30 protein-coding genes and 1 pseudogene are annotated in these 23,649 nt (G+C 72.8%); 15 read left to right on the top strand and 16 right to left on the bottom strand.

Translation table 11 applies throughout. From position 1 onward, the window contains the following. Positions 1–40: 40 nt before the first annotated feature. Positions 41–541, bottom strand: coding sequence for a methylated-DNA--[protein]-cysteine S-methyltransferase (locus AB0B83_RS09935; protein WP_357577832.1), 501 nt, complete (start codon positions 539–541; stop codon positions 41–43). Further along, positions 538–2,073 carry an AlkA N-terminal domain-containing protein gene (locus AB0B83_RS09930; RefSeq protein WP_357577831.1) on the bottom strand — a complete coding sequence of 512 codons (1,536 nt, stop codon included), beginning with the start codon at positions 2,071–2,073 and terminating at the stop codon, positions 538–540. Before AB0B83_RS09930 ends, AB0B83_RS09935 begins: the two co-directional genes overlap by 4 nt. 141 nt (positions 2,074–2,214) lie before the next feature. On the opposite strand from AB0B83_RS09930, the gene AB0B83_RS09925 reads away from it, so the two are divergent. Continuing rightward, positions 2,215–2,697 carry a hypothetical protein gene (locus AB0B83_RS09925; RefSeq protein ID WP_225852416.1) on the top strand — a complete coding sequence of 161 codons (483 nt, stop codon included), beginning with the start codon at positions 2,215–2,217 and terminating at the stop codon, positions 2,695–2,697. Positions 2,698–2,819: 122 nt separating this feature from the next. Here the strand turns inward: AB0B83_RS09925 and AB0B83_RS09920 are convergent. Further along, positions 2,820–3,635 (bottom strand): annotated as a pseudogene (locus AB0B83_RS09920) (EamA family transporter); the annotation flags it as partial. 93 nt (positions 3,636–3,728) lie between these two features. Here AB0B83_RS09920 and AB0B83_RS09915 point away from each other — a divergent pair. From AB0B83_RS09915 to AB0B83_RS09900, 4 genes are all read left to right on the top strand, one after another. Next, a complete protein-coding gene (locus tag AB0B83_RS09915; protein ID WP_357577830.1) occupies positions 3,729–4,232 on the top strand; it encodes a MarR family transcriptional regulator in 504 nt (167 codons plus the stop codon). Between the two features lie 215 nt (positions 4,233–4,447). After that, complete coding sequence (locus tag AB0B83_RS09910) at positions 4,448–5,182, top strand: peptidase E (RefSeq protein WP_357577829.1); 735 nt, start codon at positions 4,448–4,450, stop codon at positions 5,180–5,182. Between the two features lie 176 nt (positions 5,183–5,358). Beyond that, positions 5,359–6,444: a redox-regulated ATPase YchF gene (gene ychF / locus AB0B83_RS09905; RefSeq protein ID WP_357577828.1), complete on the top strand. Its 1,086-nt coding sequence runs from the start codon at positions 5,359–5,361 to the stop codon at positions 6,442–6,444. A 382-nt stretch (positions 6,445–6,826) separates the two neighbouring features. Next, the gene (locus AB0B83_RS09900) at positions 6,827–7,291 is read left to right on the top strand and encodes a DUF4878 domain-containing protein (protein WP_357577827.1); all 465 of its coding nucleotides are present in this window, start codon (positions 6,827–6,829) and stop codon (positions 7,289–7,291) included. Between the two features lie 26 nt (positions 7,292–7,317). On the opposite strand, the gene AB0B83_RS09895 is transcribed toward AB0B83_RS09900, so the two are convergent. The 5 genes from AB0B83_RS09895 to AB0B83_RS09875 form a co-directional block, all read right to left on the bottom strand. Next, on the bottom strand, positions 7,318–8,256 hold the full coding sequence (locus AB0B83_RS09895; RefSeq protein ID WP_357577826.1) for an MBL fold metallo-hydrolase: 939 nt from the start codon (positions 8,254–8,256) through the stop codon (positions 7,318–7,320). Positions 8,257–8,345: 89 nt separating this feature from the next. After that, positions 8,346–8,774, bottom strand: a complete 429-nt coding sequence (locus AB0B83_RS09890) for a hypothetical protein (RefSeq protein ID WP_357577825.1) — start codon at positions 8,772–8,774, stop codon at positions 8,346–8,348. Between the two features lie 54 nt (positions 8,775–8,828). After that, positions 8,829–9,164 carry a YnfA family protein gene (locus AB0B83_RS09885; RefSeq protein WP_357577824.1) on the bottom strand — a complete coding sequence of 112 codons (336 nt, stop codon included), beginning with the start codon at positions 9,162–9,164 and terminating at the stop codon, positions 8,829–8,831. A gap of 46 nt (positions 9,165–9,210) precedes the next feature. Continuing rightward, positions 9,211–9,837 (bottom strand): superoxide dismutase, encoded by a 627-nt coding sequence (locus AB0B83_RS09880; RefSeq protein WP_357577823.1) that lies wholly within the window; start codon positions 9,835–9,837, stop codon positions 9,211–9,213. 230 nt (positions 9,838–10,067) lie between these two features. Then, positions 10,068–10,424: a hypothetical protein gene (locus AB0B83_RS09875; protein ID WP_357577822.1), complete on the bottom strand. Its 357-nt coding sequence runs from the start codon at positions 10,422–10,424 to the stop codon at positions 10,068–10,070. A 161-nt stretch (positions 10,425–10,585) separates the two neighbouring features. On the opposite strand from AB0B83_RS09875, the gene AB0B83_RS09870 reads away from it, so the two are divergent. The 4 genes from AB0B83_RS09870 to AB0B83_RS09855 are packed head-to-tail and all read left to right on the top strand — an operon-like array spanning position 10,586 to position 13,026. Beyond that, positions 10,586–11,047: a hypothetical protein gene (locus tag AB0B83_RS09870; protein WP_357577821.1), complete on the top strand. Its 462-nt coding sequence runs from the start codon at positions 10,586–10,588 to the stop codon at positions 11,045–11,047. Further along, positions 11,034–11,591 (top strand): DUF3995 domain-containing protein, encoded by a 558-nt coding sequence (locus AB0B83_RS09865; RefSeq protein ID WP_357577820.1) that lies wholly within the window; start codon positions 11,034–11,036, stop codon positions 11,589–11,591. Before AB0B83_RS09870 ends, AB0B83_RS09865 begins: the two co-directional genes overlap by 14 nt. After that, complete coding sequence (locus AB0B83_RS09860; protein ID WP_357577819.1) at positions 11,558–11,968, top strand: cupin domain-containing protein; 411 nt, start codon at positions 11,558–11,560, stop codon at positions 11,966–11,968. The genes AB0B83_RS09865 and AB0B83_RS09860 overlap by 34 nt, the downstream gene beginning before the upstream one ends. A 32-nt stretch (positions 11,969–12,000) precedes the next feature. Beyond that, entirely contained in the window at positions 12,001–13,026 is a 1,026-nt protein-coding gene (locus tag AB0B83_RS09855) for a hypothetical protein (RefSeq protein ID WP_357577818.1), read from the top strand. 289 nt (positions 13,027–13,315) lie between these two features. Here AB0B83_RS09855 and AB0B83_RS09850 read toward each other — a convergent pair whose 3' ends face one another. Further along, a complete protein-coding gene (locus tag AB0B83_RS09850) occupies positions 13,316–13,729 on the bottom strand; it encodes a GntR family transcriptional regulator (protein WP_357577817.1) in 414 nt (137 codons plus the stop codon). Positions 13,730–13,884: 155 nt separating this feature from the next. On the opposite strand from AB0B83_RS09850, the gene AB0B83_RS09845 reads away from it, so the two are divergent. The 3 genes from AB0B83_RS09845 (at position 13,885) to AB0B83_RS09835 (ending at position 15,788) form a co-directional block, all read left to right on the top strand. Then, complete coding sequence (locus AB0B83_RS09845; RefSeq protein ID WP_357577816.1) at positions 13,885–14,148, top strand: hypothetical protein; 264 nt, start codon at positions 13,885–13,887, stop codon at positions 14,146–14,148. A gap of 76 nt (positions 14,149–14,224) precedes the next feature. Then, on the top strand, positions 14,225–14,560 hold the full coding sequence (locus AB0B83_RS09840) for a YciI family protein (protein WP_132231031.1): 336 nt from the start codon (positions 14,225–14,227) through the stop codon (positions 14,558–14,560). After that, positions 14,553–15,788: a DUF6596 domain-containing protein gene (locus AB0B83_RS09835; protein ID WP_357577815.1), complete on the top strand. Its 1,236-nt coding sequence runs from the start codon at positions 14,553–14,555 to the stop codon at positions 15,786–15,788. Before AB0B83_RS09840 ends, AB0B83_RS09835 begins: the two co-directional genes overlap by 8 nt. Here AB0B83_RS09835 and AB0B83_RS09830 read toward each other — a convergent pair. Then, positions 15,781–16,143 carry a PH domain-containing protein gene (locus tag AB0B83_RS09830; RefSeq protein ID WP_088998502.1) on the bottom strand — a complete coding sequence of 121 codons (363 nt, stop codon included), beginning with the start codon at positions 16,141–16,143 and terminating at the stop codon, positions 15,781–15,783. The two genes, AB0B83_RS09835 and AB0B83_RS09830, sit on opposite strands and share 8 nt — an antisense overlap. Positions 16,144–16,198: 55 nt before the next feature. Then, complete coding sequence (locus AB0B83_RS09825; RefSeq protein ID WP_357577814.1) at positions 16,199–17,083, bottom strand: LysR family transcriptional regulator; 885 nt, start codon at positions 17,081–17,083, stop codon at positions 16,199–16,201. A gap of 86 nt (positions 17,084–17,169) precedes the next feature. On the opposite strand from AB0B83_RS09825, the gene AB0B83_RS09820 reads away from it, so the two are divergent. Together AB0B83_RS09820 and AB0B83_RS09815 are read left to right on the top strand one after the other, a co-directional pair. Beyond that, the gene (locus AB0B83_RS09820; protein WP_357577813.1) at positions 17,170–17,532 is read left to right on the top strand and encodes a DUF1801 domain-containing protein; all 363 of its coding nucleotides are present in this window, start codon (positions 17,170–17,172) and stop codon (positions 17,530–17,532) included. Beyond that, positions 17,529–17,921, top strand: a complete 393-nt coding sequence (locus AB0B83_RS09815; protein WP_357577812.1) for a VOC family protein — start codon at positions 17,529–17,531, stop codon at positions 17,919–17,921. Before AB0B83_RS09820 ends, AB0B83_RS09815 begins: the two co-directional genes overlap by 4 nt. Before the next feature lie 117 nt (positions 17,922–18,038). Here the strand turns inward: AB0B83_RS09815 and AB0B83_RS09810 are convergent, their stop codons facing one another. Then, the gene (locus AB0B83_RS09810; protein ID WP_357577811.1) at positions 18,039–18,374 is read right to left on the bottom strand and encodes a hypothetical protein; all 336 of its coding nucleotides are present in this window, start codon (positions 18,372–18,374) and stop codon (positions 18,039–18,041) included. A 182-nt stretch (positions 18,375–18,556) separates the two neighbouring features. Then, positions 18,557–18,862, bottom strand: coding sequence for a 4a-hydroxytetrahydrobiopterin dehydratase (locus AB0B83_RS09805; RefSeq protein WP_132231035.1), 306 nt, complete (start codon positions 18,860–18,862; stop codon positions 18,557–18,559). A 183-nt stretch (positions 18,863–19,045) separates the two neighbouring features. On the opposite strand from AB0B83_RS09805, the gene AB0B83_RS09800 reads away from it, so the two are divergent. After that, positions 19,046–19,483, top strand: coding sequence for a (deoxy)nucleoside triphosphate pyrophosphohydrolase (locus tag AB0B83_RS09800; protein WP_132231036.1), 438 nt, complete (start codon positions 19,046–19,048; stop codon positions 19,481–19,483). Positions 19,484–19,560: 77 nt separating this feature from the next. Here the strand turns inward: AB0B83_RS09800 and AB0B83_RS09795 are convergent, their stop codons facing one another. From AB0B83_RS09795 to AB0B83_RS09785, 3 genes are read right to left on the bottom strand one after another with little or no spacing between them, the layout of a single operon-like run. After that, complete coding sequence (locus AB0B83_RS09795; protein WP_357577810.1) at positions 19,561–20,658, bottom strand: succinate dehydrogenase/fumarate reductase iron-sulfur subunit; 1,098 nt, start codon at positions 20,656–20,658, stop codon at positions 19,561–19,563. A gap of 3 nt (positions 20,659–20,661) precedes the next feature. Next, entirely contained in the window at positions 20,662–22,590 is a 1,929-nt protein-coding gene (locus AB0B83_RS09790) for a fumarate reductase/succinate dehydrogenase flavoprotein subunit (protein ID WP_311410711.1), read from the bottom strand. A gap of 12 nt (positions 22,591–22,602) precedes the next feature. After that, entirely contained in the window at positions 22,603–23,409 is an 807-nt protein-coding gene (locus AB0B83_RS09785; protein WP_357577809.1) for a hypothetical protein, read from the bottom strand. Between the last annotated feature and the right edge of the window lie 240 nt (positions 23,410–23,649).

The following is a 23,649-nucleotide window of genomic DNA, read 5'->3' as shown; positions in this document are numbered from 1 at the left end:
GGTAGCCTCAAACGGAGCCGGCGCAGGTGTCGGCTTCCCGTCATCGCCGCTCGTGCCCGAGAAGCCACTTCTTCACGTCCAGCCCCCAGCGGTAGCCCCCGAGCGTCCCGTCGGTACGCAGCACCCGGTGGCAGGGGACGAACAGGGCGGCGGCGTTACGGGCGCAGGCCGCCGCGGCGGCCCGTACGGCGGCGGGGCGGCCGGCCAGCCCGGCGAAACCGGTGTAGGTCACCGGGTCGCCCGGTTTCACCTCGCGCAGCACCTGCCAGGCGTGCGCCATGAACGCGCCCCCCGTGTGCTGCTGGACCGGCACGGCGTCGATCGCGGCCAGCTCGCCGTCCAGGTAGGACGCCACGGCGACGCTGACCGGGCCGAGGTCGGCCCGGTGCCGCAGCGGGGCCCGCAGGGTCGGGTGGACCAGGGGGAGCAGGCTCTCCGGGTCGCCGGTGAAGCCCGCCGCCCGGACCGCGCCGTCCGGGCCGGCCACGATGCTGAGCGGCCCGGCGGGGGTGTCGATGACGGTGCTGTCGTTCATGCTCATGCTGCTCTCCAGAGTCGGATCACCGCGTACGAGCGCCAGGGGCGCCAGCGGTCGGCGTACGTGTCGAGGGTCGTGGGGGCGTCGGGGAGGCCGAGGGCTGCGGCGCCCCGGCGTACGGCGAGGTCGGTGGGGAGCAGGACGTCCGGGTCGCCGAGGGCGCGCATCGCCACGTAGCCCGCCGTCCAGGGCCCGATCCCGGGCAGCGCCAGCAGCCGCCGGACGGTCTCCTCGCGGTCCCCGCCCGGCGCCAGGTCCAGCGACCCGTCGGCGACGGCGCGGGCCAGCCCGCGGATCGTCTCCCGCCTCCCGGCCGGCATCCCGAACACCTCGTCCGGCACCCCGAGCACCTCCTCGGCGGTGGGGAAACCGGACAGCCACGCCCTCCACGCCCCCTCGGCTGGTTGATCAAGAGGTTTCGGCTCCCGAGAGCGCTCCCCGGCTGTCGAAACCTCTTGATCAACGCCAGCGGGGCCGGGGGTGGGGCCGGGGGCGGGCGGGCGGAGGTGGGCCAGGAGGCGGGTGAGGGTGGTGCGGGCCGAGCGGACGGAGACCTGTTGGCCGACGATCGCCCGCACGGCCATCTCGAAGCCGTCGACCGAGCGGGGGAGCCGGATGCCCGGCTCGGCGGCGACCACCCCGGCCAGCGCCGGGTCGGCGGCGAGCGTGCCGTCGACGGCGGTCGGGTCGGCGTCGAGGTCGAGCAGGCGACGGCAGCGGGCCACGGCGGGGGCGAGGTCGCGCATGTCGGTCAGCCGCAGCGTCGCCGTCACGTGCCCGTCCGCCGGGGTCAGGGCCGCCTCACCCGCGCCGTGCGGCAGCCGCAGCCCTCGCCGGTACGTCCCGTCGCGCACCTCCTCGACGCCGGGCAGCGCGCGCAGCGCGAGGAAGTCCAGCAGCGCCTCCGCGTGCAGCGGCGGGCGGTACGCGAGCCGCAGCGTGATCGTGCCCGCCCCACCCGGCGCGGGACACCGGCGGCCGGCGGTGCGCAACTCGGACGGGGCAGCCCCGAACACCTCCCGGACCGTGTCGTTGAACTGCCGCACGCTGCCGAATCCGGCGGCGAACGCGACCTCCGCCATGCCCAGCCCGGTGGTCTCGATCAGGGTGCGGGCGGTCTGCGCGCGTTGCGCCCGGGCCAGGGCCAGGGGACCGGCGCCCATCTCGGCCCGCAGCATCCGGTGCAGGTGCCGTTCGGTGTAGCCGAGCCGGGCGGCCAGCCCCGGGATGCCGTCGCGGTCCACCACCCCGTCGGCGATCAGCCGCATGGCCCGACCGACGACGTCGGCCCGTACGTCCCACTGCGGGGAGCCCGGGGCGGCGTCCGGCCGGCAGCGCCGGCAGGCGCGCAGCCCCGCCGTCTGGGCGGCGGCGGCCGAGGGGAAGAACCGGACGTTCTGCCGCTTCGGCGTCATCGCCGGGCAGGACGGCCGGCAGTAGATCCCGGTCGACGTGACACCTGTGTAGAACCAGCCGTCGAACCGCTGGTCGCGGCTGTCGACCGCCCGGTAGCACCGCTCGAAGTCCAACTCCACGTCACCGATGATGCCCCTGCCCGGCGCCCCTGGCTCGCGGGAATCGGACGTGGCCGTCCGGGCCTGAACCGGACGCCCGGCGCCGAAAGTGTCGGTTGTGGTCGGTACCGTCCGGCCACCAACTCAAGAAGGGGTGCGGCGATGGCGAGCGTGGCGGGTCGGCGGGCGGCGTCGACACGGGACGGGCACCCTCCGCTGGACGGCGCGGTGGTGCAGCGCTTCTACGAGCGGATGCGCGCGGTCGCCCCGGCCGCCGTCGGCGCGATCGAACGGGACCGGGCCGGCGACCCGGGGCGGGCGTTCGGTGACACCGCCTGCGGCCGGCTGGTGCGCTCGCTCGACGCCGACGGGCTCCGCGCGCTGGGCATGTGGGTGCACCACTGGTGCATGCGGTTCTACGACGACGACACCCGGGTGGCGCTGCGCCTGGTCCGGGAGATCGCCGGCCGCGCCGGGCTGGGCTGGACGGCCGACGAGGTGCGCTGGATGCTCCGCGAGTCGTACGCGGCCGGTCCCGCCGCCGAGGCCCGCTTCACCCTGCCGCTGGCCGCCGCCGGGGAGCTGGCTCCCGGCGCCCTGCCGATCGAGGCCGTGGTGCCCCGCCAGGCCGGTCCCCGCGACTGACCCGCCGCCCCGGGCGACCGACCCGCCGGGCCCCGCGACCGATGCCAGGGTGGCCCGCCGGGCGCGGTGCCCGCCGGTCCGGGCCGGCGTCCCGGCAGCTGCCCGGCCACGGTGGCGCCGACCGCCACGGCGAAGCCGGCGAGCTGCCAGCCGGTCATCGCCTGCCCGAGCACGGCCCAGCCGAGCGCGGCGGCCGTCAGCGGGCTGAGCGCCCCGAGCAGCGACACCTGGGTGACCGGCAGTCGGGCCGCGCCCCGGAACCACAGCGCGTACGCCAGCGCCGTCCCGACCAGCGTCAGCCACGCGTAGCCGGCCAGTGCCGGCGGGTCGGGCACGGGCGGCGTCCCCTCGACCAGCAGGGCGGCCGGCACCACCATCAGCCCGCCGGCGGTGAGCTGCCAGCCGGTGGCGGTGAGCGTGCCGACGCCCGGCGGACGGCCCCAGCGACGGGTCAGCACCAGGCCCGCGCCCATCGCGGCGGTGGCGGTCAGCCCGGCGGCGACGCCCGTCGGGTCGAGGCCCGCGTCGGGGCGCAGCACGACCAGGGTGACCCCGGCGAGCGCCGCGAGCGCGGCGGCCAGCGCCCGGGGTTGGGGCCGTTCGTGCAGCACGAGCACCGTCAGCCCCGCCACCAGCAGCGGCTGGGTGGCGCCGAGCACCGCGGCGGCGCCGCCGGGCAGGTGGTACGCGGCGAAGAAGAGCAGCGGGAAGAACGCCCCGATGTTCAGCGCGCCGAGCACGGCCGCGCGCCACCACCAGGCGCCGTGCGGGCGGTGCCGGGTCAGCGCGAGCAGCAGCAGGCCGGCGGGCAGGGCCCGGATCGCGCCGGACCAGAGCGGCCGGTCGGGCGGCAGCAGTTCGCTGGTGACCAGGTACGTCGTGCCCCACGCGGTCGGCGCGGCGGCGGTGAGCAGGATGTCGAGCCGGCGTCGGTCCACGGTTCCTCGCTAACTCTTGTTGCTAAGTATCTTGCCACTAAGCTACTTCGTGGCGAGTAAAAGCGGGAGTGCGAGGTGCGGCACAATCCGGGGGTGACCGAGCGGGACGACGTCGACGGCATCGTCGAGCAGTGGCAGCGCGAGCGGCCCGGAATGCGCCCCGAGCCGATGGCGGTCTTCGGCCGGATCTACCGGCTGGCCCGGCTCGTCGGCGACGAGCAGGAGCGCACCTACGCCCGCTGGTCGATCAGCCGGGGCGAGTTCGACGTGCTGGCCGCCCTGCGCCGCGCCGGCACCCCCTACACGCTGGCGCCGAAGGCGCTCACCGCCTCGCTGATGCTCACCTCCGGCGGGATGACCGGCCGACTCGACCGGCTGGAACGCGCCGGACTGCTCCGCCGCGCACCCGACCCGGCGGACCGGCGCGGGCTCCTGGTCACCCTCACGCCGGCCGGCCTCGAACTGGTGGAGGAGGCCGCCGAGGCGGGGCTGGCCGTCCAGCGCCGCCTGCTCGACGCGCTGCCCGCCGAGGACCAGCGGCGCCTCGCCGACCTGCTGCGTACGCTGCTGGGCGCGGTCACCGACAGCGGACGCTGACCGGCGCCGCGGACCTTGGCGGCCGACGGACGGCAGCCCCGGGCCGGCGACCGGCGGCGCTGACCTGGCGGCGATGGGCGGCGCTGACCCTGGCGGCGACGGGCGGCAGCCCCGGGCCGGCGACCGGCCCGGGCGGGCCCGCGTGGCGGGCGCCGAGCGGCGGGGGAGCGGCCTCGGGCAGGATGGGCACCGTCGACCCCGACGGAAGGACGACCGTGCCCGCCAGTGAACCGACCATCCTCGCCACCAGCATGGGCATCTACGCGCCGCGCCACGAGGGCGGGCCCCGGCGGGTCAATCCCGTCTTCGACCTCGCCGCCGAGCTGGCCGAGGCCGGGCCGGAGCCCAGGATCTGCTTCCTCAACCAGGCCGAGGGAGACCAGCCGACCACGCTCGCCCGGGTCTACGAGGCGTTCGCCGGCAGCCGGTTCCGGATGACGCACCTGGCGCTCTTCCCGATGCCGAACGTCGACGACGTCCGCGCCCACCTGCTCGCCCAGGACGTGATCTGGGTCGGCGGCGGCAGCGTCGCCAACCTCTGCGCGGTCTGGCGGGTGCACGGCCTCGGCGAGATCCTGCGCGAGTGCTGGGAGGCCGGCGTGGTGCTCGGCGGCGTCTCCGCCGGCTCGATCTGCTGGCACGCCGGCGGGGCCACCGACAGCTTCGGCACCACCCTGCGCGGCTTCACAGACGGGCTGGGCTGGCTGCCCTACGGCAACGGCGTGCACTACGACAGCGAGGAGCAGCGCCGCCCGCTGATGCACAAGCTGGTCGCCGACGGCACGCTGCCGACCGCGCACTGCACCGACGACGGCACCGGCCTGCTCTACCGGGGCACCCGCCTGGTCGAGGCGGTCGCGGACCGCGAGGGGCCCTCGGCGTACGAGGTCAGCCGCGCCGACGACGGCACCGCCCGGGAGACCCGGATCACCCCCCGCCTGCTCGCCTGACCGGCCCGAGCTGCGCGAACCCGGCCCGACCCTCCGGGCCGGCCCGGTCCTCCGTGCCGATCTTGGTACGGGAGCGCCCCTGGAGGGGCCGTTCCGTACCAAGATCGGTCGGGCGTGGCCCGGTGCACCGGCCTGCCTGAACCGGGGTGTGGGGCGTCGGCGTAAGCTGGCTCGTCGTGAGTCTCACCATCGGGATCGTCGGCCTGCCCAACGTCGGCAAGAGCACCCTGTTCAACGCGCTGACCAAGAACGACGTGCTCGCGGCGAACTACCCGTTCGCCACCATCGAGCCCAACGTCGGCGTCGTCGGGCTGCCGGACGAGCGGCTGCACACGCTCGCCGAGATCTTCAGCTCGCAGAAGGTGCTGCCGGCCCCGGTGTCGTTCGTCGACATCGCCGGCCTGGTGCGCGGCGCCTCCAAGGGGCAGGGCCGGGGCAACGCGTTCCTGGCGAACATCCGCGACGCCTCGGCGATCTGCCAGGTCGTCCGGGCCTTCTCCGACCCGAACGTGGTGCACGTCGACGGCAAGGTCTCCCCGGCCGACGACATCGAGACGATCAACACCGAGCTGATCCTCGCCGACCTCCAGACCCTGGAGAAGGCCCTGCCCCGGCTGGAGAAGGAGGCCAAGCTCCGCAAGGACCGGGCCGCCGCCGTCACCGCCGCCAAGCAGGCCGTCGAGCTGCTCGACACCGGCGTCACCCTCTACGCGGGCGCCAAGGACGCGGGCATCGAGCTGGAGCACCTGCGCGAGCTGCACCTGCTCACCACCAAGCCCTTCCTCTACGTCTTCAACGTCGACGAGGCCGAGCTGGGCAACGCCGAGTTCCTCGACGAACTGCGCGCCCTGGTCGCCCCGGCCGAGGCCGTCTTCATGGACGCCAAGATCGAGTCCGAGCTGGTGGACCTGCCCGACGAGGAGGCCCGCGAGCTGCTGGAGTCGATCGGGCAGAACGAGCCGGGCCTGGACCAGCTCGTCCGCGTCGGGTTCCGCACGCTCGGACTCCAGACGTACCTCACCGCCGGCCCCAAGGAGGCGCGCGCCTGGACCGTCCCGGTCGGCGCGACCGCGCCGGAGGCCGCAGGCGTCATCCACTCCGACTTCCAGCGCGGCTTCATCAAGGCCGAGGTGGTCTCCTTCGGCGACCTGGTCGCGGCCGGTTCGATGGCGGCGGCCAAGGCCGCCGGCAAGGTCCGGATCGAGGGCAAGGAGTACGTCATGCAGGACGGCGACGTCGTGGAGTTCCGCTTCAACGTGTAGTGACGATCCGGTTCAACGGGTAGTCACGTTTTGAGCGACCTCTGACGGCGGCGGCGCCCGGCTCAGCTCTTGCGAACGGGCACCAGCCCGTCCAGATCGAGCTTGATCGTGAACGGTGTCGTGGTGCGCAGCACGTGGCGATGAATCGCGGTCGGCACGTACGACCGGGCGGGCTCATCGAGTTCGTAGGTGTGGACCTCAGGCGTGTAGACGGTCCGGGACGGATCGTAGGGCGCCCTCGTGGCCAGAAGATCAGGCTCGGGACGATTCCATCTGTCGAGTCGAATCGTGATCTCCCGGTCGACCTCGATGCCCGGCGGTACCTGGTCCGTCCGAATCCAGCGCGTCGGAGGATTGCTCGCGTCGCCTACCCTCCCTAGCCATGGCCTATCAGCACCAGATGCCCCAGCCGCCCCAACCGCCGAAGAAGCGCACGCTGCGTACCGTGTTGATCGTCGTCGGCGTGGTCCTCGTGCTGTGCTGCGGTGGCGCCGGTATCGGCGGCTTCTTCCTGTACAAGGGGGTCAAGGGCGCGACTGATCCGGCGCGGCAGGCCGCTGAGTCGTTCGTCAGCCACCTGGAGGCGGGCGATCCGGACGCGGCGTACGAGCTGTTGTGCGGCGACACGCGCGCCGGGTACCCGAGGGAGGCGTTCGTCCAGGGTGTCGCCAAGGAGCCGAAGATCCGCGGTCACAAGGTGAACGGCGTGAACGTGCAGAGCGTCAACGGCCGCACCACGGCGACCGTACGCATGGCGCTGCAACTGGACAGCGGCTTCACCGACCAGCACATGTTCATGCTGGTGAAGGAGGACGGCGCCTGGAAGGTGTGCGGCCAGCCGTACTGAGCCGCACACCCTGGCGGGGTGGGATGTCAGCCGAGTCCCGCCCAGGGATCCTCCCGACGCCACACCATCGGCAGGCGCAGCGGGATCCGGTCGTGGTCGGCCAGCCGGACGAGGACGCGCATGGTGCGGTCGAGGTCGTCGCCCGCGTACGGCAGGGCGCGTAGCGGCTGGTCGAGCGGGCGGAAGAAGTCGTCCCAGTGGACGAGGACCACGCGCCGGGCTCCGACGGCCCGTACGGTCTGGTTCCAGTAGGCGCGGAGGTACTGCTCGTCCTGCACGCCGAGCTGGCCGACGCCCAGATAGACCACGTCGGCCCGGCACCCGTCCAGTGCTCCGGGCAGGTAGCCGGCGCTGCCCTGGACCAGCGCCGTCCGGCCGCTCGTGTGCGCGACGAGCACGGACCACGCCTCACCGCACCTGTAGGCGCTGGCCCTGGCAGGGGGCACCACGGGTGCGGTGATCGCACCGGGGAAGCGATCCGGTGGGCAGTGCGTGGACTTGACGAACGTGAGGGTGAAGGGGCCCCGGGTCACCGGCTCGCGCGGCGTGACGACCTGGATGCGGTCGTCGGTGAGGCCGGCCCCTCGACCGACCCAGGCCGCGGACCGGCCACCGGTGAGCACCGCACCGGTGCGGAGCGCGACGGTCGCGGAGTCCAGGACGTGATCGAAGTGGGTGTGCACCGGGACCACGGCGGCCAGCCGGCGTCCGCCCTCGTCGTGCTCCAGTCCCAGCCGGGTGAGCGCGGAGTCGATGCGTGCGTCGTCGGGGGCGAGCTTGCGGAGAGCGACCCTGAGCAGGGACGGCCGGGAGAAGAACCCGTCGGTCAGCACCGCGGTGTCACCGTCGTCGAACAGCAGGCTGGCGGTGCCGAGGAACGTGACGCTGAAGCCCTCGGCCGCAGCCGGGACGTCGAACCGGTCGGCATGGGCGTCGATGTCGGGGCGGCCGAACCTCAGGCGCATGGCCGGACGCTACCTGTTCGGTCGGCAGACCGGTGGGCCGCGTGAGGTCGCCATGTGAGACGGGGCAGGGCGATGGCGTACGTGCCCCGTCAACGGCGCACGGCGGCCATGGCTCCGGCGACGACGGTTCCGAAGCCGATTGCCATCAGCGGCAGGCCCCACCCGAAGGGCAGTTCACCGACCCAGTTGATGTTGCTGCGTTCCGGCAGGGAACCCAGGCTCACCGCGACCACGGCGCTGGCGAGGAACATCCCGGCCACCGCCGCGCCAACGGTGAGCAGAGCGAACCCCGCCGCCCGGCGGGCCCAGAAGCTGGCACCGAGGGCGGTCAGGAGGAGAACCACCACCCACCAGGTCCAGCCGCCTCCGACTTCCAGGTAGGCCCAGCCCGAATACGACCACAGGTACCTCTCGCTGATCCGGAACCAGGGGGTCAGGTACCCGAGCAGGGTGATGCTGGTGCCGAACATGAGCAGCACGTCGGGCGCCGGCCGGTACCACGGGGGCGAGTCGTCCATGGGTGCCGAAGGTAGCAGCCGGCGTCATCCGTTCCCCGGCCGCGGGAGCGCGGCTCAGCCGCTGCGTGGGGCGTACATGATGATGGCGACCCCGACCAGGCAGATGGCCGCGCCGACGATGTCGTAGCGGTCGGGGCGGAACTTGTCGACGACCATGCCCCAGGTGAGGGAGCCGGCGACGAAGACGCCGCCGTAGGCGGCCAGGATCCGGCCGAAGTTCGGGTCGGGCTGGAAGGTGGCGACGAAGCCGTAGAGGCCGAGGGCGACGACCCCCGCCGCCACCCACAGCAGCCCCCGGTGCTCGCGCCAGCCCTGCCACACGAGCCAGGCCCCGCCGATCTCGGCGAGCGCGGCGAGCAGGAACAGCAGGATCGAGCGCACCACCGTCATGGTGGGAACGGTAGCGGGGGCACGACCCGGTGAGCGGTCGGCCGGATCAGGGCGTTGCGGTGAGCGGGTTGCCGGCGGCGCGCGCGGCGTCGAAGCGTCGGGTGACGTCGGCCCAGTCGACCAGGTCCCAGAGCCGGTCGACGTAGTCCGGGCGGACGTTCTTGTACTGCAGGTAGTAGGCGTGTTCCCAGGCGTCGAAGACCAGGATCGGCGTGGAGCCGTGGCCGACGTTGCCGTGGTGGTCGTAGACCTGTTCGACGATGAGGCGCTGCGCCAGCGGCTCCCACGCCAGGACGCCCCACCCGGAGCCCTGCACGCTCTTCGTGGCGGCGGAGAGCTGGCCGGCGAAGCCGTCGAACGAGCCGAAGTGTTCGCCGATGGCGGCGGCCAGCTCGCCGTCCGGGCGGTCGCCGCCATCGGGGGAGAGGTTGTTCCAGAAGATCGAGTGCAGGACGTGCCCGGAGAGGTTGAAGGCCAGGGTCTTCTCCAGGCCGACAAGCGCCGAGTAGTCGCCCTTGTCGCGGGCCTCGGCGAGCTGGTCGAGGGCGTCGTTGCTGCCCTTGACGTACGCGGCGTGGTGCTTGCTGTGGTGCAGCTCCAGGATCTGACCGCTCATGGCGGGTTCCAGCGCCCCGTAGTCGTAGGGCATGTCGGGGAGCTTGTAGACGGCCATGGGGACCCTTTCGCGAGTGGACGATCTTCCGATCAGTATGCCTTATTGCAAAGTCTTGGCAACTGCGGAATATTGGCAACTGGAGCGGGTCGCACGGGATCCGCTCCACGGCCGACGCCGTCGGTAGGGCGCGCCTCCACGCCGCGATGATCACCGGTGGGGGCGCGCCCGCACGTGACTACCGGCCAGCCCCTGCCGTCACCGCCGCCGCGGCCGCGCGGCCGACCCGGTCACCGTCCGCCCGCCGCTGCCGCCGCCTGGTCGGTGAGGCCGTCGAGCACGGCGACGTGTGCCGCCGGTACCCGGATGTCCAGCGTCAGCGCGTCCGGCCCGGATCGGGACAGGTCGAACGTGAAGAACGAGCAGCACGCCGACTCGCGCGCCGTCAGGTCCCGTACCGTCTGCTCCGTCTGCGCCGTGCCGGCGAGCCGCAACCGCAGGTGCCGTGCGGAGAGCCGCGTGACGTCGCGTACCGCGTCGCGGAAGAGCCGGTCGAACTCGGCGAGCCGCAGCGGCCGCGCGGCCGTCGGCAGCGTGCACGCGTCCGGCACCCAGGCGGCCTCCGCCGCAGAACCATGAATGTCCATGTCTCGACGGTAGCCCTCCGGACCGGCGCGAAACGCGGGCCGTGCACGGGCGCCGGAGACGGCCGAGCACGGCCTGAACCACCGCGCTCCCTCCCACGGGGGAGGCGGTCCCCTCGCGCTCGGGAGTCGGCGCGGGGTCCGCCGGGCCTAGCGTCGGGAGCATGGATGCTTCTTCCGGTGCGCGGCGCTGGCCGGCCTACGCGTTGGTGGTGCTCTTCCTCGCGTACGCCGTGGGCAAGGCCGCCTTCGCCCTCGAATCCCGGCTCGGTTTCCCGGGCGGCCCGGTCGTCCCGGCCGCCGAGCACGAACGCTACGCCCGCGACGTGATGGGCGTGGCGACCGCGCAGTGGTCGGCGACCGCGTCGGGGGTGGCGGGCGCCTGCCTCGCCCTCGCCACGGTCACGGCGCCGGGGCGGCGGGTGCCGAGGCCCCTGATGCTGCTGGCGCTGGCGGGCATGCTGCTGGCCGTCGGGGCCGGCGCGACGATCATGGTGGTGGACGGGTTCGTGGGCCTCGGCGTGGGCTGGCAGTGGTACCACGGGGTCCTCGGACTCGTCGTGATCGGGCTGCTCGTGGCGACGATCCGGTCCTACGTGGTGGCGACGAGACGTGCCGCGCACTGACCGGGCGCGGGTGGGCGCGTACGGCGCGGCGGCGTGCGCCTCGGCCTACGGGGCGATGAAGCTCGCGCAGGCGCTGGGGGCCAACGCGCTGGCCGACAAGGATCCGCTCCCGCCGGAGCTGCGCGAACGGCTGCTCGCCCGCGACCCGCTGTTCGTGGCGAGCCACTGGGCGCTGGCCGCCGCCGCGGTCGTCGGTGTCGTGGTCGCGCTGGCCACCCTGCGCCCCTGGCCGGCGGCCTTTCCCCGCCGGCTGCTGCTGGCGGTCACCTGGACGCTCGGCATCCTCATGATCGCCCGGTCGGTCGGCGTGCTGGGGCACGGCCTCGTCGGTGACGCGCTGCTGCTGACCGGCGTCCGGCCGCCGCCGGTCGGGCACGCCGCCCTGGCCCGCGACCTGGCGTGGTGGGACCTGTTGCTGTGGTCGCCGTTCTTCCTGCTCTGGGGGGCGTGCTGGACGGCGGCGGGCTGGCGGCTGGGCAGGCGGCGCCGGGCCGGACCTACGATCGGGCGGTGCAGAAGGTACGCCTCCGCCGGCTTCCGGTGACGTCACCGCCGATCCCGGAAGGTGGCGGTCGGATCCAGTCGCCAGCCGGCGAGCTGGCCCAGATCGTCAACGGCGGCACCTACCGCTTCCTGGCGTACCTGGAGTTCCGGCCGGACGCCGTCCGGCCGCGCGGCAACCACTACCACGCCCACAGGACGGAGACGCTGTACGTGATCAGCGGGCGGCTCCGGGCGGTGTTCCGCGACCTGGACTCCGGCGAGCGGACCGAGCTGACGATCGAGGCGGGTGACGCGGTCACGGTGGAGCCGCGCTGCGCCCACGTCTACTTCGCCCTGGAGCACTCCCAGGCCGTCGAGTTGGCGGACACGCCGTACGACCCGGGCGACACCCACCCCTGCGACGTCGTCGCCGGCTGATCGGGTGGCCGTCGACCGCCTACGATCTCGCCATGATCACCCCGCCCCTCCCGCCCGACGTGCTCGCCCGTTACCCCGGCCTGGAGAAGTTGGGGCGCACGGCGACCCGTCTGCACCCGCGCCCCGGGGCGGCCACGGCCGCCATGAGCCACGTCGGCGGGCCGCTGCTCTGGCCGGCCGACGAGCCCTGGCCCACCTGCGAGGCGCCGCACATGGTGCACGAGGAGGTGCCGGTCCCGGCCGAGCTGGTGGAGCGGATGCGGGCGGCGGAGCGCCGGCGCACGCAGTCGCACGTCCTGGCCGAGGGCGAGGTCGAGCTGCGCGACGAGATCGCCGCCCTGATCGGCCCGGGTTTCGTCGGCTGGGGCTCGCGCGACGGCGGCCCGGTCGTCGGCCACCGGTACGTGCCACGACCGCACCCCGCGCCGAACCCGATGGTCCCGCTGGCGCAACTGCGCGCGCAGGACGTCCCCGACCTGCCGCGCCCCGGCGGGGCGGACCTGTTGCAGGTGCTGTGGTGCCCGTTCGAGCACGCCGAGGGCCCGTGGGGGCCGACGGTGGAGCTGCGCTGGCGGCGGGAGGCGGACGTGACCGATCTCCTCGGTCAGCCGCCGCGCGGCGAGATCGGGAACGACGGGTACGTGCCCCGGCCGTGCCGGCTGCACCCGGAGCAGGTGGTCGAGTACCCGTACCCGCAGGAACTGCCGGAGGCCCTGCGGACGCTGGTCGACGAGCAGGACGAGGAGTGCGAGTACGACGACCACAACTACGTCGACACCGTCATGGTGCCCGGCTGGAAGGTGGGCGGCTACGCCGACTGGAGCCTCACCGACCTGCGCCCGACGCCGTGCCCCCGCTGCGCCGGCCCCACCACGCTGGCCCTCGTCGTCGCCTCCTCCGAGCGGGGCACCGGCCGGTGGCAGCCGACGCGGCCGGACGGCGAGCCCGACCACGACCCGTACGAGCCGACCGGTGTCGTCGTCGGCCGGCACGGCGCGCTGCGCATCTTCGTGTGCCTGAGCTGCCCGGACACCCCGTTCCTGCTAGACCAGCAGTGACCGCTGCCGCCACCGACCCGCCACCGACCTGCTCCGCGCCGCCCCGCTCCGCGCCGACCGGCCCCGACCCGCTCCGCCGCCCGCCGGCTGACGGCCGCCGCCCACGACGTTGCCCGCCGCCCGACGTTGCCCGAACGCCCCGCTAGCCCGCAGCCGCCGGGACGAGTGGAACTCCACGGGTGTCAAACAGGCGTTTTGACGTACATGGTGTTCCACTCGCGGTGCAGCAGGACGTGCGGCCGGGCGTTGGTGGCGGTCAGCGGGTGGGGCGGGCCAGCGGTGGGGCGGGTCAGTGGGTGGGACGGATCAGTTCGACCTGGTCGCCGGCCAGCACCTCCGTGGTGCCCTCCGGGTGGCGAACCTCCAGCACCGGCACGCCCTCGTCGAGTTGCATGCTCCGCCGCTCCTCGCCCGTGGGCATCCGCGCGACCACCGTCGCGCCGGGAGGCACTTCGACCGGCCGGCGCACCGGCGTCTCCCGCACGTGGGTGCCGTGGCCCCGCACCGTGCTGACCAGCCCCTCGGACCGGAGCAACGAGGTCGCCATGCGCACGGCTTCGCGGCCGATCCCATACTCCTGCGTCAGTCGCGTCTCGCTCGGCAAGGTCGTTCCGGGACCGAACTCGCCCGACTCGATGCGCTGCCGGAGCAGGTCGGCGAGCTGCACGTAGACCGGGGTGTGCGAGCGCGGATCGATCGTCATGGCGCTTCAGCCTTGTTCCCCCGTCGGCAGGTCTGGTTGTGCCCCTGAGCCCCTGTGCGTATAGTTCCAGTGACGTTGAGTGCTCGGACGAGAAATCCTCCGTCACCTTCGGTCGCCCGTCGACGTCCCCTCCTACTCGCTGGAGGCCAACACTGATGAGAGCCGTCCGGGAGCGTTTCGTCATCCACCTGCCGGTCGTCACGAGGGACCTGCTCTCCGCCGTACGCCTGGCGCGGGTCGTGGCGCGGTGGGCGAGCGTGCTCGCGCAGACCGACCCCGGCGAGACCACGGTCTCCGCCGAGGACGCGCAGCACCTGCGGCACCGGGTCTTCTGTGACACGCTGCTGCCTGAGGGCCGGCGCTGCCTGCTGCGGGCTGACCACGACGGCCCGTGCACCCGCCGCCCCGCGAGATTCTGAGATCGCCGGTCGCACGTCGTCCGGAACCGGGTCGCCCGTTCGTCACCCTGGTGAGTACCCGACATCGAGGAGCGACATGAAATACCTGATGTTCGTCTGCACCGACAGCGAGCCGGACACCGACCGTGCCGACTGGCCGGACATCGAGGCGTGGGTGGCGGAGAACGACGCGCGGGGCCGGCGGCTGACGGGCGACGCGCTCGCGGAGACGACGGCGGCCACCACGGTCCGCGTCCGTAACGGGGAGTTGCTGGTCTCCGACGGCCCGTTCGCCGAGACAAAGGAGGTCATCGTGGGCTTCGACCTGCTGGAGTGCGCCGACCTGGACGAGGCGATCGAGGTGGCGCGCGCCCACCCGATGGCCCGCGAGGGCCGGCTCGAACTACGCCCGATCGTCAGCCTGGGTGGCTGACGGCCCCACCGACCGGCTCGCGGTGGCCGACGCCGTCGCCACCGCGAGCACCGGGTCGTACGCCCGGATCGTCGCGACGCTGATCCGGGTCACCGGCGACTGGACCCTGGCCGAGGACTGCGCCCAGGAGGCGTCGGCGCTCGCGCTGGCCCGGTGGCCGGCGGAGGGCGTGCCCGCCAACCCGGGCGGCTGGCTGATGACGGTGGCCCGCAACCGCGCGATCGACGTGCTCCGGCGATCCTCGGTCGAGCGGCGCAAGCTGCGTGAGCTGGCCGTCCTCACGCTGACCGCAGCGGAGCCCGATCCGGGAACGGCGGGGGAGGGGGAGATCGTGGATGACCGGCTGCGGCTCGTCTTCACCTGCTGTCACCCGGCCCTGGCGCTGGAGGCGCGGGTCGCCCTGACGCTGCGTACGGTCTGCGGGGTGTCGACCGCCGACATCGCGCGGGCCTTCCTGGTCACCGAGTCGACAATGACCCGGCGGCTCACCCGGGCCAAGGCGAAGATCGCCGCCGCCGGCATCCCGTACCGGGTGCCGACCGGCCCGATGCTCGCGGAGCGGCTCCCCGGCGTCCTCGCCGTGCTGTACCTGCTCTTCACCCGGGGCTACGACGCCGACGGCGAGCCCGCCTTCGCCGACGAGGCGATCCGCCTGGCCCGGCTGCTCGATCGGCTGATGCCGGGCCAGCCCGAGGTGGCCGCCCTGCTGGCCCTCTTCCTCCTCCAGCACTCCCGGCGCGCCGCCCGCCGCGACCGCGACGGCAACCTGCTCACCCTCGACCGGCAGGACCGCACCCGCTGGGACCACGCCGCGATCGCCGAGGGCGTCGGCATTCTCGCGCGGGTCCCGGCGGACGGCCCGTACGCCCTCCAGGCCCGGATCGCCGCCTGTCACGCCACCGCCGCGTCCGCCGAGGCCACCGACTGGGTCGCGATCGCCGAGGCGTACGACCGGCTCGCCGGGTGGCAGCCGTCGCCGGTGGTCGAGCTGAACCGCGCCGTCGCCCACGGCTACGCGTACGGGCCGGCGGCGGGGCTGGCGCTGCTGGCCGCCGCCCGGGCCGGCGGGGCGCTGGACGGCTACCCGCTCGCCGTCGCCGCCGAGGCCGAGCTGACCGCCCGACAGGGCGAACGCGAGCGGGCCGCCGCGCTGTTCCGGCGGGCCGCCGACGCCCATCACGGGGCGGAGCGCCGCGCCCTGCTGGAGCGCGCCGACCAGCTCAGCTGATGTGGTGCAGGATCACGTTGTGCACGTGGTGGCTCTTGTCGGCGCCCCGGAACTCCACCTCGTAGGTGTGCGTGCCGACGTGGATCGCGATGGCCCCGGTGGAGAAGAACGAGCCGCCCCACGACTTGTTGCTGACCACGCTGACGCTGGTGATCTTCGAGTACGGGATGCTGGTGATGGCGTACCGCTTGCCGACGAAGGAGCGGTCCTGGATGATGACGCGCCGGTCGGTCAGGCCGATGAAGCCGGTGCCGGTGCCGACGGCGTCGTAGACGGCGATGATCTGTTCTCCGTGGAGCAGGCCGCTCTGGATCTGCTGGAACTGCTCCTTGCGGTCGTACGTCGCGTTCGCCATGCCCCCACGGTAGGCCGCGCGCGCCAACCGAAGATCACCCCCGGCGCGGGACCCGTCAGGTCGTGTTCGCGTCGGTCGCGGCCCGCACGAACTCGTGGACGCGGGCCGTGCCGTTGCTCTCCCGCCAGACCAGGCCCCGCCGGATCGGTGGCGCGTCCCGGATCGGCACGTACGCCACGTCGGGGCGCGGGTAGTAGCGGCGCGTGTGCTCGCCCACCGGCAGCACCCCCCGCCCCATCGCGACCAGCGTCAGCATCTCCGAGAACGTGTTGCCCGCCGGCCCCTTCGGCACCGGCCGCCCCGACGGGGTCTGCTCGGGGGTGCGGTCGCGCTTGAACTCCGCCGAGGTCACGGCCGGGTACTGCACCACCGGGTGGTCGCCGAGCGTCTCCAGGGAGACCGACGCCTCCCGGGTCAACGGGTGCCCGGCGGTCACCGCGAGCAACCGCCGCTCCTGAAGCAGCGCCGGCCCGCAGGCCATCCCGTCGAAGGGGTACGCGGCCATCAGGACGTCGACGGAACCGTCGAGCAGGCTCTGCCGGGAGTTGAAGAGCTGCACCTCCCGCACCTCGACCTGGCAGTCGGGGTGGCGCTGCGAGAACAGGGCGACGCCCTTGAGCAGCGTCGGGGCGGTCCACTCGCCGAGGAAGGCGACCCGCAGCCGCCCGGTCACGCCCCGTCCCGCGTCGACGGCCCGGCGTACGGCGTCGTCGATGCCGGCGACCAGCGGCGCCAGGTCCTCGGCGAGCTGCCGCCCGATCGGGGTGAGCTGGACGACCCGGCTGGTGCGGGCGAAGAGCGGGGCGCCGACGCGGCGTTCCAACTTCTTGACCACCTGGCTGATCCGCCCGGTGGTCACCCGCAGGCGCTCGGCCGTCCGGCCGAAGTGCAACTCCTCGGCGAGGGTCAGGAAGGTCTCCAGCTCGTGTCGTTCCAGCACGTCCCGCCCCATCGTTGAATCCGGCTCAACGATGGTAGTGCGATCGCGTCTTGGTCGACGTGGCCGGCCGGCGGATCGTGAGGGGCATGGAAACGACGACAGTCACCGACTACCTGGCCGATCTCGACGCCCCCCTGCGGGAGATCGGCGAGAAGCTGCGCCCCGTCATCGAGTCGGCCCTGCCGGGCGCGACCGCGGCGGTGTGGCACGGACACCCGGTCTGGGGCCTCGGCGACCGGCCGGGTCGGCACCCCGTCTGCCTCGTGAAGGCGTACGGCACGTACGTCACCTTCGGGCTGTGGCGCGGCGCCGAGGTCACCGACCCCTCGGGGCGGCTGGTCGCCGGCGCCCGGCAGATGGCCTCCGTCAAGCTGCGTACCCTCGCCGACGTCGACCCCGCCCTGTTCACCGACTGGCTGCGCCAGGCTTACGCGCTGGAGGTCAGGTGAGCGCGGTACGGGTCACGGGCTTCGACCACCTGGTGCTCAACGTGACCGACGTGGAGCGCGCGCTGGACTTCTACTGTGGGCTGCTCGGCCTGGCTCCGGTGCGGGTCGACCGGTGGCGGGCCGGCGCGGTCCCGTTCCCCTCGGTACGCATCGACGCGGGGACCATCATCGACCTCGTGCGCCGGGACCGGGGCGAATCGAACGTCGACCACTTCTGTCTGGTGGTGGAGCCGCTGGACTGGGCGGAGGTCGTCGCGTCGGGTGCCTTCGCGGTGATCGAGGGGCCGGTGGGCCGGTTCGGCGCGCGGGGCAGCGCCACCTCGCTCTACGTGCGGGATCCGGACGGCAACTCCGTCGAGCTGCGCTGGTACCCCCAGGACGCCGTCTGAGCGGCCGACGCCGGGGTGCGTGCCGGCCGGGTGGCCCGGTGGCGGCGGCCCCGCACGCGTGAAGCCCCGCCGACGCATCGAGGGATGCGGGCGGCGGGGCTCCGGGCGCGGTGCGGACTACCGGTTGGTGCGCGGGTCGTTGTCGCGGCTGCGGCTGCCGGACTTGGCCAGGCCGCGGCTGATCAGGTAACCGATGGTCAGCAGCGTGATGTACCACCAGGCCTTGTCGGCCGCGAAGTAGTCGCCGCCGTTGTCGGCGGCGCCGTCACCGACGGCGTTCGAGGCGATCAGCACCCCGATCACGGAGAGCACGTAGACGGCCAGCTCGGTGGTCTTCCACGACGGCTTGGTCTCGTCGCCGTGCCGGTGCGCGTGCCGGACGTCGTGGTCCACGTGGTGGCCGTCGTGGTCGGTCACCCGGTCGGTCATGCGGTTCACGGTGGGGGTGGTCATGTCAGCTCCCAAAAAAATGCGTTATCAGGTGTTCAGTCCGTTGCGGGGCTTGTTGTCTGCTCCCGTGCCGGATTGATACCCGTGCGCCTTTCAGGGAAACATCAGCCGTACCAGCCTCTTCTCAGCCGACCTCGGCCGCGCCGACCCTCGCGACGGGGAGCCGGGCGACGGATGGAACGGGGTCAGGGCTGGGTGACGGCGCGGTAGGCGTCCTCGATGCGGGCGGCCAGCAGGACCTCCCCCTCGGTCAGCGGCGCGTTGCCGTGCCCCACCCGGATCCGGGTCTGGTCGGCCCGGCGGCTGATCTCCGGACGCAGGTGCAGCGCGTCGGCGACCACCTTCACCCGCTCGGTGAGGGCGGCGTGCTGCGAGTCGTCGATGACGAGGGTGCGTCGGATCTGCTCACCCTCGCGGATCCAGCCGGGGAGCAGGGTGAGAGCGTCGTCGAGGTAGTCGTGCTTGGATCGACTGCTGAACAGCGCGCGCATCACCGCACCTCCCAGGCGCCGTTGCCGGCTTGTGGCCAAATCGTCGCCGTCCCGTGTCTTGTCGGTGCCTTCTAGTCTGTCCTCGCATGCTGGGTGTGTCCACGCCCACACTTCCGGGTTCTCCTGCCCTGACGGTCGGCCACGCTACCCAAACCGCCGATTGATCTGGCACGCTGGACGCCCGTGCGGACCGAACGGGCGAATGGCGGCGGGCAGGCCGAGCGACGGGACCTCAGGGTGATCGTCGGGGCGGCGATCATCAGGGACGGCCGGGTGCTCGCCTGCGCCCGCTCCGCCCCGCCCGAGGTGGCGGGCATGTGGGAGTTCCCCGGCGGCAAGGTGGAGCCGGGCGAGAGCGAGACCGCCGCGCTCGCCCGCGAGTGCGCCGAGGAGCTGGCCGTACGCGTGGAGATCGGCGACCGGGTCGGCCGCAACGTCCGGATGGCCCACGGCCGCTCGGTGCTCAAGGTGTACGCGGCCCGCCTGCTGCACGACGACCAGCCGCAGGCCCTCGAACACTCGGCGCTGCGCTGGCTCTCCGCCGACGAGTTGGACAGCGTCACCTGGCTCCCGGCCGACGCGCCGATCGTCGCGGCCCTCCGGCCCATCCTGGCCGCCTGAGCGGAAGCGGACATCCGAGCCGAAAGAGGACGGGGGCCGGCGGCGTCAGCCGCGGCCCCCGTCGTCGTCAGCGCACGTCAGTGCTTGTCCTGCTCCGGGTGGGCGAAGTTCAGGTGCTCCGGCGGCAGCGGGAAGGTCACGTCGTCGCCGAACGGCGACGGCGCCGCCGCCCGGTCGAACGTGAGCTCCGTCAGCGGCAGCCGGCCGTGGTCGTCGACGGCGGGCGCGGTCGGCCTCGGCACCTCGCGGTCCCAGTTGACGCCGCGCTGCGCCTGCACCTCGGCCCGCGAATCGTGGGAGCCGCCCGCGTGCGAGTGCACGCCCCCGTGGGCCGCGCTGCCGCGCACCGCGCCGCTGGCGTGTTCGCTGGTCACGATGGTCTGAGGCACCTGACCCCTCCGGAAGATCTTGCTACCAAGCCACACGAGGGGATCGTACCTGCGGTCGACGACCCGTTCCTTCATGGGGATGATCCCGTTGTCGGTGATCTTGATGTGCTCGGGGCAGACCTCGGTGCAGCACTTGGTGATGTTGCAGAATCCGAGGCCCTGCTCGGCCTGCGCGTACTCCTTGCGGTCGCTCTTCGCGTCCAGCGGGTGCATGTCCAGCTCGGCCGCCCGGATGAAGTACCGCGGCCCCGAGAACGCCTGCTTGTTCTCCTCGTGGTCGCGGATCACGTGGCAGACGTTCTGGCACAGGAAGCACTCGATGCACTTGCGGAACTCCTGCGAGCGCTCCACGTCGACCTGCTGCATCCGGTACTCGCCGGGCGCCAGGTCGGCCGGCGGCGCGAACGCCGGCGTCTCCCGCGCCTTCTCGTAGTTGAACGAGACGTCGGTGACCAGGTCCCGGATCACCGGGAAGGTGCGCAGCGGGGTGACCGTGACCGTCTCGTCCTCCGTGAAGGTGGACATCCGGGTCATGCAGCTCAGCCGCGGCTTGCCGTTGATCTCCATCGAGCAGGAGCCGCACTTGCCGGCCTTGCAGTTCCAGCGGCAGGCCAGGTCGGGGGCGTCGGTCGCCTGGAGCCGGTGGATGACGTCGAGGACGACCTCGCCCTCGTTGACCTCCACCATGTAGTCCTGGAGGTCGCCGCCGTTCTCGTCGCCGCGCCAGATGCGGAACTGGCGCTTCGCGCCCGGCTTCCCGGGCCCCTGGGGGTTCTGGTTACCCATGCGTCAGCGCTCCTTCTCGGTCTCGACGTCGGCGACCTGGGCGTCGAACTCGGCGAGTTCCTCGTCCGTGAGGTACTTGGCCAGCTCCGCGCGGTCGAAGAGGCCGATCAGCTCCGGGCGCATCCTCGGCAGCGGCTTGCGCTCCAGGCGCACCGTGTCGCCGTCGAGGGAGCAGACCAGGTTGACCCGACGCCACGCCGGATCCATGGCCGGGTGGTCCTCCCGGGTGTGCCCGCCGCGCGACTCCCGCCGCTCCAGCGCCGCCTTCGCGGTGCACTCCGAGACCACCAGCATGTTGCGCAGGTCGAGCGCCAGGTGCCAGCCCGGGTTGTAGCGCCGGCCGCCGCTCGCGCTGACCTTCGCCACCCGCTCCCGCAGCTCCGCCAGCCTGCCCAGCGCGTCGACCAGCTCGCCCTCGCGCCGGATGATGCCGACCAGGTCGCCCATCACCGCCTGGAGGTCCTGCTGGAGGGTGTACGGGCTCTCGCCGGTGTCCCGCTGCAACGGGGCCAGGGCCGTCTCCACCGCGGCCTCCACGGCGGCGACGCCCACCTTCGGGCGCGCGGGGAGGCTGTCGGCGTACGTGGCGGCGTGGCCGCCCGCGCGCTTGCCGAACACCAGCAGGTCGGACAGGGAGTTGCCGCCGAGCCGGTTGGAGCCGTGCATGCCGCCGGACACCTCGCCCGCGGCGAAGAGCCCCCGCACGTGGCCGAACGCGGCCCCGCTGTCCGGGTCGACCTCGACGCCGCCCATCACGTAGTGACAGGTGGGCCCGACCTCCATCGGCTCCTTCGTGATGTCGACGTCGGCCAGCTCCTTGAACTGGTGGTACATCGACGGCAGGCGGCGGCGGATCTCCTCCGCCGGCTTGCGGGAGGCGATGTCCAGGTAGACGCCGCCCGCCGGCGTGCCCCGCCCGGCCTTGACCTCGCTGTTGATCGCCCGGGCCACCTCGTCACGCGGCAGCAGCTCCGGCGGGCGCCGGTTGTTGTCCGGGTCGGTGTACCAGCGGTCCGCCTCCTCCTCGGTCTCCGCGTACTGCTTGCGGAAGACGTCGGGGACGTAGTCGAACATGAACCGCTTGCCGTCGGAGTTCTTCAGCACACCGCCGTCGCCGCGCACCGACTCGGTGACCAGGATGCCCTTCACCGAGGGCGGCCAGACCATGCCGGTCGGGTGGAACTGGAGGAACTCCATGTTGATCAGCGTCGCGCCGGCCCGCAGCGCGAGCGCGTGCCCGTCACCCGTGTACTCCCAGGAGTTCGAGGTGACCTTGTAGGAGCGGCCGACGCCGCCGGTCGCCAGCACCACCGCGGGCGCCTCGAAGAGGACGAACTCGCCGGACTCCCGGTAGTAGCCGAACGCGCCGGCGACCCGGTCGCCGTCGAGCAGCAGCTCGGTGATCGTGGTCTCGGAGAAGACCTTGATCCGGGCGTCGTACGAGCCGTGGTCGCGCTTGTCCTCCTGCTGGAGCGACACGATCTTCTGCTGGAGGGTGCGGATCAGCTCCAGGCCGGTCCGGTCGCCGACGTGCGCCAGGCGGGGGTACTCGTGGCCACCGAAGTTGCGCTGCGAGATCTTCCCGTCCTTGGTGCGGTCGAAGAGCGCACCGTACGTCTCCAGCTCCCAGATGCGCTGCGGCGACTCCTTCGCGTGCAGCTCGGCCATCCGGAAGTTGTTGAGGAACTTGCCGCCGCGCATCGTGTCGCGGAAGTGCACCTGCCAGTTGTCCCGGCTGTTCACGTTCCCCATCGCGGCGGCGGCGCCGCCCTCGGCCATCACCGTGTGTGCCTTGCCGAAGAGCGACTTGGAGATGATCGCGGTCTTCTTGCCGGCGAGGCGGGCCTCGATCGCCGCGCGCAGGCCGGCGCCACCGGCCCCGATCACGACGACGTCGTAGTGGTGTCGTTCGATTCGCGTTGTGTTGGTCATGTCAGGGGCCCTCTAGTTGATGAACCGCAGGTCGTTGAACCAGCCGGCCGCGACCGCCATGACGTAGAAGTCCGTCAGGGCCAGCGTGCCGAGGGTGATCCAGGCGAGCTGCATGTGCCGGACGTTCAGGGCGGAGACGAAGCTCCAGGCCCGGTAGCGCACCGGGTGCTTGGAGAAGTGCTTGAGCCGCCCGCCGATGATGTGCCGGCACGAGTGGCAGGAGATCGTGTACGCCCAGAGCATCACCACGTTGACGAGCAGGACGATGTTGCCCAGCCCGAACCCGAAGCCCTTGGGGGAGTGGAAGGCCAGGACCGCGTCCCAGGTGTTGATCAGCGAGATGATCGCGGCGGCGTAGAAGAAGTAGCGGTGCAGGTTCTGGCCGAGCAGCGGGAACCGGGTCTCGCCGCCGTAGGACTTGTGCCCGTCGGGGACCGCGCAGGCGGGCGGCGACAGCCAGAACGACCGGTAGTAGGCCTTGCGGTAGTAGTAGCAGGTGAGGCGGAACAGCAGCAGGAACGGCAGCGTCAGCGCCGCGTCCGGGATGATCCACCAGCCGGGCAGGAACCGTCCGAAGTGGGAGGCGCCCTCCACGCACCGCTCGGTCACGCAGGGCGAGTAGAACGGGGTCAGGTAGTGGTAGTCCTCGACCCAGTAGAAGTCGTGCATGAAGACCCGGACCGTCGCGTACGCCACCCACGCGCTGAGCCCGATCACGGTGATCAGCGGGGCGAGCCACCAGCGGTCGGTTCGCAACGTCTTCGCCGCGATGGCGGCGCGCGCCCGCGCTCCCCGCGGCCTCGTTGCCGTTGATGTCATTAGAGTCGTCTCCCTGACAGGACCCTCACGGGCGGATCAAGTTCCGGTCGGCAACGCGGACCGGCAGACCCGCACCCGCTTGCCACGTCATGCGCACACCAACGACCGCGCCGGCGATACGGCGCAGCTAAGTGACACACGTTACGCCGATCTTCGCGAGCCGTCCGCGCAAGGCAGTGTCCCGTGTGTCCCGGCCGGTGGAAAGCCCCGCACGGTGATCGATGTCCGGATGTTAAGAAC

The organism is Micromonospora sp. NPDC049060, from assembly GCF_040649055.1.
GTDB lineage: Bacteria > Actinomycetota > Actinomycetes > Mycobacteriales > Micromonosporaceae > Micromonospora > Micromonospora reichwaldensis.
Note: the sequence above shows the minus strand (reverse complement) of the source record. Positions and strands in the feature narration are given on the sequence as shown.